This window comes from Halalkalibacterium halodurans, from assembly GCF_004376175.1.
Taxonomy (GTDB): Bacteria; Bacillota; Bacilli; order Bacillales; family Bacillaceae_D; genus Halalkalibacterium; species Halalkalibacterium halodurans.
This window is the reverse complement of sequence record NZ_SNUY01000096.1, coordinates 1-9820: the sequence shown is the minus strand read 5'-3', so window position 1 is coordinate 9820 and position 9820 is coordinate 1. Positions and strand designations below refer to the sequence as shown.

Genomic DNA, 9820 nt, shown 5'->3' with positions numbered 1-9820 from the left:
TATCGGCGAAGCGAACTCTTGACAAACCGAACTTGCCAATGGTTTAAAATGGAAAAAGTCAAGGGTTATTTGGCATGCCTACTTTTGTTCCCTTCGCCCTTGATTGACCTCTGAATAAACCATTGGCGTGTTTGTCAAGAGCGATAGCGCGGCCTTTCCACCTAATAAATGGTAGGTAGTATGAACCGTGCTAGTTTTTCATAGAACTTTTGACACTACCTCCATCATTTCGCCCGAGTATATCCGGTCGTTCGTACGTACACCCAGCGACCGTAACCGTCATTAGTGGAAATTTCTTCCCTAACGTTAATATTTCAGGTCCTGACTCTGTTACAAGAATGGTGTCTTCTGATTTTGTCCCTGTAATGCTTGGATTCCACGCATAAACTTCGTTTGCTTGAATGAGCTCTTGAGCGTCAGGCTGCAGCAATCGCTCCCGGCCAACGTAGCCTGTTAGCCCACCTTGATGATGGTTTTTCCATTCATGTAGATAACCGACAGTAGCATAAGCTGCCTTCATCTCCTTAAACAAATCACCCATTGACTGCCCGACCCGCGTGTGATGCATCAATCTACTATCAATGGTGCATACGGCTGCATGCTTTTTCTTCAGGTCAATCGGGATCACACCAAAATGGACGAGCCGTGTCAACGAAATATACTGGCCGTTTCTCCGTCCTGATAAGACGATCATGACATAGCGGTCAAGCCGCTTGTCAGTCGGTAATGGGTGCCTGTAAGCAGACACCCTGTCATCAACAGCCACAAGGTTGACGACAGGTTCAATTCCTCGTTTGATCGCAGCGTTCGCAAGTCTTCCTGCAATCTCTAGCTCCGTTTCGCCTCGTTGTAATCCAAGGGCAGTTTCCTCTACCGCGGCAGCGGACAACTTGCCAAGTTGACGGTAACCCACGACTTGAGAAGGAGAAAGGGCTGAGCGTACCGCTTTGAATGCGCTTTCGACTTCGCGATCGAGAACAACCTTCCCTATTTTTGACTGCTCTTGTGTAATCGACTCAGCGAGCAAAGGATCATACCATGGAAACACATGGATTTCCCCAACCGTATCGCCAATCTCTTCTGCTAGTAATCTCTCTTTTTCAATGTTGCTACAGTACATGACCGTCTCCGATTCGGTGATTAGAAAAAAGACGATGGAGCGCTCTGTTGCCAGATTGACGTACGCACGAGCACCTGTAAGCCAGGCAATGTTTTTTTGTTCTGATAACAAGATTCCGTCAAATGGTTGATCAATGAGCCATCGGCGCACCTTCCTCACTTGCTCAGACAATCGTTCCATTACAATATGACTCCATCCTTAAAAATGGAAATTTCCTTAAACCCATACTCTTCGTTTTTCGCCCTCACTTCTCCCGAAGCAAGCTTCACCCCATAGTCGAGCAACTCTTCAGCTACTTCATCCAAGGTTGCCCCTTCAACTAGCCGCCCGGCGTTAAAATCAATCCAATGCTTCTTTCGTTCATAAAGGGACGTGTTAGTCGAAATTTTTACCGTTGGCACTGGGCCACCAAAAGGGGTTCCACGACCCGTCGTAAACAAGACAAAATGGGCACCGGCTGCCGCGAGAGCTGTCACCGATACTAAATCATTCCCTGGGCCTTGCAGTAAGTTTAATCCTGGCTTTTCCAACCTTTCTCCGTATGGGAGGACATCGACGACTTCGGCAAAACCACCCTTTTGCACACAGCCTAATGACTTTTCTTCAAGTGTCGTAATCCCTCCCTCTTTGTTCCCAGGAGATGGATTTTCATAGACTGGTTGATTGTGCCGAAGGAAATACTCTTTGAAATCGTTAATGAGCCGAACCATTTTTTCAAAGGTTGCCTGATCCTTGGCACGATTCATTAAAATCGTCTCCGCCCCAAACATTTCGGGTACCTCTGTCATCACCGTTGTCCCCCCATGGGCAACGACTTTATCAGAAAACGCACCGACGAGGGGGTTTGCGGTAATTCCGGAAAAGCCGTCAGACCCTCCGCACTTCAGGCCAACTTTTAGCTTGGAAAGGGGGATAGGCTCGCGCTTGGCTGTTTTCGCGTAACGAATCAACTCCTCAATAATTGCGAGTCCTTGTTCCATTTCATTATCGGCCTCTTGGACAGCAAGAAACTTCACTCGCCTGTCATCATAGTCGCCAAGCACCTGCTTAAAAGCAGCAATATGGTTGTTTTCACAGCCAAGCCCTAATACGAGCACCCCTGCCGCATTCGGATGAAGGACGAGATTCCTTAATATTTTCTGCGTATAAAGCAGGTCATCACCAAGCTGGGAGCACCCGAACAAATGAGGGTAATGATACACACCGTCTACACCGGCTCCGCACGTTTCGTTACTTATGGCTGCGAGTCGTTCTGCCGTTTTATTAATGCATCCTACGGTGTTAATAATCCAAATTTCATTGCGGATACCAACATTACCATTATCCCTGACATACCCTTGGAATGTCCGTACCTTCTCTACTTGTTTTCGGAACGAGGGAGCGCTTGGTGTATAGTCGTATTCCTGAACACCTTCCAGCTTCGTTTTCATATTTTGTGAATGGACCCAGGCACCAGGTTGAATTGTCGTCGTGGCTTTACCAATGGGAAATCCATATTTGATTACATCTTCCCCTTGTTCGATCGTAACAATGGCTACCTTATGTCCCCTTGGGATAGATTCACTTAACGTAATGGGTAAGCCGTTAACATTGAGCACTTCCCCTTGTTCTAAAGGCGACAAGGCAATGATGACATTGTCCTTTTCGTGAATATAGGCAAATTTTTCGTTCATGTCGTTCCCCTTCCTATAAGAGACTGGTCAGTTCTTCCTGTTCGCATCCACTTCCCTAACGCCGCAGCTAGCACTTGTTGAAATAAGATCGCAGCCACGATCGGGACCATAACCGGTGGCGGAAAATAGGCGACAGCTAACGCTGCACCGGCCCCGATGTTTCTCATCCCGCACGTGTAGACCATGCTAATTCTCATCGATTCATCGAGCTTCAACAGCCTTGCGCCTACATAACCGAGACCATAGCCGCTTAATGCAATGGCAAGGACGGTCAAGATGATGTATAAAAGGGAAAGATCCCATGACCGAATGAACGGTGCAGCAACCGAGCTATTGATCATTATAATGAGAATAAGGTGTAGCTTAGCAATCGGGGACAGCACATCCTTCATCATAGGGACGACTTTCGGGGTATAGCGAGTGGCACTAATGGCAAGCAGCGAAGGAATCACAATCATCCATAGTAGCCCCCATACCATGCCGCCCACATCAAACGGAATATCAGTCCCAATAAACCAGCGCAATGTCCACGGAATGAAAAAGGGGGAAAGGAGTGTATGAATGAAGACCACTGCTAAGGCAAAGCTTTTGTTGCCATGATAAATCGTCACCCACATTAAGCTCATCACACCTGTCGGGATAGAGAAGGCTAGCACAAGCCCAGACCTCGTCATTGGGTCAAACAGCAACATGCCTACAAGCAATGCAATAAGCGGCATTAAAATTTGTAAAATAAACAACGTGACGATCATGGCCAGCGGACGGCGCAAACGCTCCCTAATATCGACCAACGTTAACCCTAATGCACCAACAAAGCTAATAACCGCAAACAACCATGGGACCGCGCTTGCAAAGTTAGAAAATCTTTCAGCCATCCAAACGCCTATGGCCACACTGACAGGTGTTAAGACAGGCATCCCTTTCTCAAGGATTCGGTTTATGATTCGAAAATGGTTAAATCGGTCGTCAACCATAGATGTAAATCCTCCTAGCATCAACCCGTTGTCCTGTTATCGTTCCCTTTACACTCGTCCTTTTATCAACTCATTTCTCTACACCCCGCTCGCCTGTGCTTCATAATCAGTCGCGTCACTCCTCTTTTTAAGATGAGAGAACACACGGTTGGACAACCACATCAAAACATAGCTAATAAAGCTTGCAGCAAAAAATGGGATAAGCCCTGGGACCGTCATGAATACGTATTGAAGGGCGAACATCCCAGCAGTCATTGTGATCGCATAATGTGGATACGATAATGCGAGCATTATCGACGTTCTTACGTATTGATAAATAGAAAGCTCAAATTGGACAAATACTGGAATGAGAAACAACAAAGCTCCGAATGTAAGGAGGCCCATGAACATAAAAACATAGCGTAACAGTGTGGCCCACAACGGGTCGGGAGGAAGCAGGGCAAGATTGACCAAAATGAGTCCGATCAGGAGGCCATAAAAGAGCCCGAGTCCATTCGCTTTGACGAAGTCTTTTCGATAGTTGGTGACAAAGGTTTTAAAGATCGGGATGTCGTGATCGTTTTGCACCCACCTACGAACAACGGCAAACATCGCCGTCGTTGCGGGCATAAAGCCAAGGACAATTAGCCCTAGTAAGGTAAACGTCACCCATAACGCATTCACATAAGCAAAGCGAGCAATCCAGACACAGACTCGATAAAAAGCTCCTGTAAACCCGTGCATTTCCACCACCATGTTCTCCCCCTTTCATATGAGACCCTGCGTTTTTATCTTTGCTGTACTTCCACTTTCAGTAAATCATCGATTTTAATCGGTTGTCCTGTCTGTACTGAGCGCCAGACTGCCTCACCGACAGCAATCGAATCAAACCCTGCCTGTGCCCCGGCTAAAATCTCATACGGTCTTGCAGGATCAACGCCTAAAAACAGATCCTCTAACAAAATCGGATCGCCACCACCGTGACCACCTTCATTCGTCACGACGTGAATCGTCTCCTTTGAACCGAACAAAGGATAATAATCAATGGTTTGCTCATCAAATGGAAACGGAATCCGGCTCGGCTCATGATATTCTTTCGTTTCAATCCGTCCCTTCGTCCCATTTATTACTAGATGGTAACCTTCATAAGGAGTGGAAAAATTAATCGAATAGCTTAATAGCGTTCCCCGGTCGTAGCGAACCGTTGCAACATACGTGTCTTCGATGTTGATTTCCTCATCGAAAATACAGGCATCTGGCCGATAGTCGGTATAAAGCTTCGCCGTGCTCGGGACATATTCAATATGATCATCCTTTGCGGCCGAGCTTTGTGACCGTGTCGTCCATCGGCGATAATATTGACATCGATCTTGCTCGTCACAAGTACCACAAAAACGTCCATTTTTTTTCGAAGGGTTTAATTCACCGTCTGCTCCGTAATAGTTAAGGGCTCCGTATGCGAACGCTTCGACCGGACGCTGATCCACCCACCAGTTGACTAAATCAAAGTGGTGCGTCGACTTATGGATCGACAAGCCACCCGAATAGTCTCTCACTCGATTCCAACGCTTAAAATAGCTTGCCCCGTGATACGTATCGATGTACCAATTAAAATCAATCGACGTAATCCGCCCTAACCGTCCTTCTAAAATAAGCTCTTTAATTTTTCGATGATGGGATCCGTAGCGATAATTAAACGTTACGGTCACCTTTCCGCGACTTTTGTTTTCTGCTTCAATGACCCGCTTTGCATCCTTAGCGGTTGTAACCATTGGCTTTTCCGTTATGACATGTAGATCGTGGGCTAATCCTTTCAAAATGTAGTCAATGTGCGTATCATCACGGCTGCAAACGAGCAACACATCCGGCTTGGTCTCATTCATCATCTGTTCAAACGATTGGTCATCGTAGCCTTGTACTGATTCAAGTTGAGGATATTGCTCCTTTGCAATCTCTAGCCGTCTCGGGTCTTGATCCAACAGGGCAACTACTTGGTGATTTTTCGCATATTGGTCCAGTATGGGGGCAATAAACATCCTCAATGCCCGATTACTAACTCCACAAATCGCGTATTTTTTCATCGTTCTTTTCTCACCTTTCTAATTGGAGATCAAATCCATCGATTAGTAAATCCATAACCTCCTCCTTACGCTCACTATATAGAGGGATGAACAGAGCTACGTCTGAACCTGCAAAGGAAAGAGGGAGGGCATAGTACGTCACTTCTCCTCCTTCTCGATCCTCATAATCACTGAGTCGCTCTTGATCAACGAACGACTCACGACTCACCTCATATAGTGGGTAGAGGCCGATAGGATCATAGATCGCACGAAGCAAGTCTTCGTCCACGATGAACAAATCTCCTTCTTGCGCCACGATATCCAGCACGAGCTTTTCAGCAAACGGTGCTTGAAACTGGATGTCTACTGCGCGAACGTCGGAAACCGCTCGTTCTATTTCATGCACAAAAGGCTGTAACGATTCCGAATAAATTTTTACTTCTAGTTGATCCGATGAGTTGCTACAGCCGCTAATGACGTACAAACTGAGCAACAAAATGAACCATTTCATCGTGATCTCCTCACTATCGACTCAATGCTCTTGCACATTCCACACTCGCAAGCAAGAAGGCACCGACACCATGTAGATCATTCTCGCTCGTCTCTCTTCCAACGTAATAATCATAAACCCCACACGAGGTACCGATACAGATCCCTGAAATCGTCACATCTCCATCTTTATCCATTTTGACAAAGTGATCGACTAGTCCTTGATACCCTTTTCTAAGTTGTGTGACATACCGATGATCAAAAATGCCTAGATTCATTCCTTTTGCGATCGTATACAAGAACAAGCACGTTCCCGAAGACTCAGGCCAATTCTCCTTCCGCTCGCCCTTGTCTACAATTTGATACCAGTAGCCATGGTCTGGATCTTGATAACGGCTGATCGTATCGACGTAATCGGTTACCACCTTGGTCAACTCATGTCTAGATGGATGGCCTTCCGGCAAATCTTCTATTATATCGACGAGCGCCATCCCGTACCATCCAATGGAGCGGCCCCAAACTTCTTGAGAGCGACCTGTATTTGGATCAGCCCAAGGCATTTGTTTCTTTTCGTCCCATGCATGATAATAAAGCCCTGTTTCTGGATCTCTCGTATGTCTACGCATAAGTTGTTCTTGGTAGAGAACGTGATCCACTAGCTCTGGTTCATTGAACATTTGTGCGAACTTCATTTTAAACGGACCTGCCATATAGAGGCCATCTAACCACATTTGATAAGGGTATTTATCTTTGTGCCAATACCCTCCTTCGCTCGTGCGATTAATCGTCGTTAGAAGCTGACGAAGCTTACGCGCGGCTACCTCATATCGTGAATCCTTTGTTTTTTCATAGAGGGGAAATAGCAACAACCCCGCTTGAATTGCGTCTAGTTCATCTCTGGCAAAATAAAAGTTTCCATGTTCATCGATGAGTCCATCTACATACCCTTTGATATAAGAGAGATACTCTTCCTTTTTCGTCGCTTCCCACACCCGGTACATGCCATACAAAAACACGCCTTGGTGATAGTGCCAACGATTTTTCGGTGGAAGCTCAAGAGGCTCATACCTTTTCATTATCGTTTGACACGCCTGTTCTGCTACTGCCATCGTTGCTACTGACAACGTAGACATATCCCTTCCTCCTTTTCGTTAATACACGCCTTCTTCTCCAAATTTCTTTGCCAACCAGTTCGCAAGCATGACCATGATCAAACCGACAATTGACTTGAAGAAACCTACCGCGGTACTGTAGCTAAATTGGCCTTCCTTTAAACCTGCTGTATAAACGTACGTATCAAAAATTTCTGCCACTTCGCGATTCATCGCGTTTAGCATCAGGAATACATGCTCAAAACCAAGCTCAAGAATATCACCAATTTTCAGAATTAAGAGGACGACAATGACACTGCGAATCGCTGGTAACGTAATGTGCCAAATTTGCCGAAAGCGATTGGCACCATCCATCTTCGCTGCTTCATACAAGGACGGATCAATTGCCGCGATTGCTGCAAAATAAATAATCGTTGCCCAGCCCGCTTCCCGCCAAATGACCTGCAAGATATAAAGAGGACGGAACCAATCCTCACTCATTAAGAAGTTCACGTTTTTTCCCGTGATACTATAAATGATCTCATTGATCACACCACCATCAGTCGTAAACAATACATACGTAAGCGATACGACAATAACCCATGACATGAAGTGGGGAATGTAAATCATCGTCTGGACAAAACGTTTAAACACCATGAGACGAATCTCATTTAAAAGCACCGCTAGAATGATCGGTACCGGAAAAAAGAAGATTAAATTGTACAAAAATAGAACGAGTGTGTTGCGTAATAGTTGGAAAAATGTCGGTTCTGTAAACAATCGCTCAAAATGTTTAAAGCCGACCCATTCGCTTCCTGTCACACCAAGAAACGGCTGATAATCTTGAAAAGCGATGATAAGCCCCCACATCGGGACGTATTTAAAAATGAGAAAGTAAACAAGTCCCGGTAAAATCATGAGATACAAATATTTGTTGCGAAAGATTCGCTTAAGCTTTTGCTGTCGCCTCACTTTTTTTGGAATGGAGGGAGCCGCCGATTCAATCGGCAACGCTTGTTCAACTGAAGCTTGCGCCATTAGGGATGAACCTCCTTTGCTCGTAACGTTATCCCCAACGTAACGCAAATCGCTTCATATCGTCTATAATCATCAAGTGACGCAGTTGTAAACGCTATCACAGGTAGCCTTAGCAGGTAAAGAACTGAAGAAATGAACGTGATGTTAACTAATGATTATGACCCTAGTAAACCCCTTGTCACTCGTAGCTTTGACGATATCCTCACACTCTTCCTTCCACTTGTTACAATTTTCCGAACACTTTTTTCATTTTGAAAAAGAAGGTATAATCTGTTTAGTGAAAGCGCTATCAAATATTCGTAAGGAGGTGCCGCATGTTCAAACGTAAGACAACGTTCTATGTTCGTTTGATCTTATTTATTTTGATTTTAAGCACTTTGCCAGTCTTGCTTGTAGGCACATTTTCTTACATTAAAGCTTCAGACGCGATTCATGAACAAGTTTCGGAGGATAAGCGCTCCAGCGTCTACCAAACGCAAACGAACATTGAACACATTTTAAAAACAGCCGACCATTCGCTCACATACTTTGTCAACTCAAGCTTGCTTCGAGACACGTTGAACCAACCGTTAACTGCTACACAGTTTCAACTGTATAACGATATTCGCAAAGAATTAACCCACCTTCAAACATACGAGATTGGTATTGAAGACATTGTGTTGCTGAGCACAAACCAAGAATGGCTCATGAATAATTGGGGATTACAGCGGATTACGAAAAAAGAAATTGAGGACCATTTCCAACGCTATTTTGAATTACCCGTCAATTCAACATGGATTTATGAAGTGGACACGGGTAGTGTCAAAAGTTCTATGAAAAACTAGCACGGTTCATACTACCTACCATTTATTAGGTGGAAATGCCACGCTATCGCTCTTGACAAACACACCAATGGTTTATTCAGAGGTCAATCAAGGGCGAAGGGAACAAAAGAAGGCATGCTAAATAAACCCTTGACTTTTTCCATTTTAAACCATTGGCAAGTTCGGTTTGTCAAGAGTTCGCTTCGCCGATAGCTGAATAGGGCTCAGCTAAACAAAAGTTAGGCTGACTGTTGTTGAATCCAGTCTTGAGCTAATCCAATAAGGGCTGTCCACCTCGCTGGCATGGTTGGTAGCTTTTCTAATTCTGGAATTGTTACTGGCACTTTCCCTTCGAGTGAAGAATGTGGACGTAAGAAGTTAAAGTAAGCCACAAACAATGTCACAAAAGAAACAGATCCTTGTTCAGAACCAAAGCCGTGCGTCGATCGATAATTCCCTTTAAACGTGCGATTTAGTCTCTCGATGATTTGCTTGAGAGGTCGATACTCTCTAGAGACATCGTCTTCATTTGTTAGCCCGATGACCTGTTTTACGTCAAACGATATGTGGTTCTCTGCGAAGAAATGCTGTGC

Annotated in this window: 10 protein-coding genes; 1 reads left to right on the top strand and 9 read right to left on the bottom strand. The window is 45.1% G+C overall.

What is annotated here, in order from left to right; all coding sequences use genetic code 11:
- Positions 1 to 190: 190 nt before the first annotated feature.
- The 8 genes from E2L07_RS19370 to E2L07_RS19335 all read right to left on the bottom strand — a co-directional run bounded on the left by E2L07_RS19370 (position 191) and on the right by E2L07_RS19335 (position 8424).
- The gene (locus E2L07_RS19370) at positions 191 to 1300 is read right to left on the bottom strand and encodes a M24 family metallopeptidase (protein ID WP_134230404.1); all 1110 of its coding nucleotides are present in this window, start codon (positions 1298 to 1300) and stop codon (positions 191 to 193) included.
- Positions 1300 to 2793: a UxaA family hydrolase gene (locus E2L07_RS19365; protein ID WP_053432204.1), complete on the bottom strand. Its 1494-nt coding sequence runs from the start codon at positions 2791 to 2793 to the stop codon at positions 1300 to 1302. Before E2L07_RS19365 ends, E2L07_RS19370 begins: the two co-directional genes overlap by 1 nt.
- On the bottom strand, positions 2790 to 3767 hold the full coding sequence (locus E2L07_RS19360; RefSeq protein ID WP_166740137.1) for a bile acid:sodium symporter family protein: 978 nt from the start codon (positions 3765 to 3767) through the stop codon (positions 2790 to 2792). Before E2L07_RS19360 ends, E2L07_RS19365 begins: the two co-directional genes overlap by 4 nt.
- 78 nt (positions 3768 to 3845) lie before the next feature.
- Positions 3846 to 4502 (bottom strand): YesL family protein, encoded by a 657-nt coding sequence (locus tag E2L07_RS19355; protein ID WP_134230402.1) that lies wholly within the window; start codon positions 4500 to 4502, stop codon positions 3846 to 3848.
- A 32-nt stretch (positions 4503 to 4534) separates the two neighbouring features.
- A complete protein-coding gene (locus E2L07_RS19350; protein ID WP_134230401.1) occupies positions 4535 to 5827 on the bottom strand; it encodes a Gfo/Idh/MocA family protein in 1293 nt (430 codons plus the stop codon).
- A 10-nt stretch (positions 5828 to 5837) separates the two neighbouring features.
- Complete coding sequence (locus tag E2L07_RS19345; protein WP_053432200.1) at positions 5838 to 6317, bottom strand: hypothetical protein; 480 nt, start codon at positions 6315 to 6317, stop codon at positions 5838 to 5840.
- Between the two features lie 13 nt (positions 6318 to 6330).
- Positions 6331 to 7428 carry a glycoside hydrolase family 88/105 protein gene (locus E2L07_RS19340; protein WP_134230400.1) on the bottom strand — a complete coding sequence of 366 codons (1098 nt, stop codon included), beginning with the start codon at positions 7426 to 7428 and terminating at the stop codon, positions 6331 to 6333.
- Between the two features lie 18 nt (positions 7429 to 7446).
- A complete protein-coding gene (locus E2L07_RS19335) occupies positions 7447 to 8424 on the bottom strand; it encodes an ABC transporter permease (protein WP_010896662.1) in 978 nt (325 codons plus the stop codon).
- Positions 8425 to 8738: 314 nt separating this feature from the next.
- On the opposite strand from E2L07_RS19335, the gene E2L07_RS19330 reads away from it, so the two are divergent.
- Positions 8739 to 9248: a cache domain-containing protein gene (locus E2L07_RS19330; RefSeq protein ID WP_134230399.1), complete on the top strand. Its 510-nt coding sequence runs from the start codon at positions 8739 to 8741 to the stop codon at positions 9246 to 9248.
- 218 nt (positions 9249 to 9466) lie between these two features.
- Here E2L07_RS19330 and E2L07_RS19325 read toward each other — a convergent pair.
- The coding region (locus E2L07_RS19325) for an integrase core domain-containing protein (RefSeq protein WP_134228631.1) at positions 9467 to 9820 on the bottom strand (354 nt) is incomplete at its 5' end.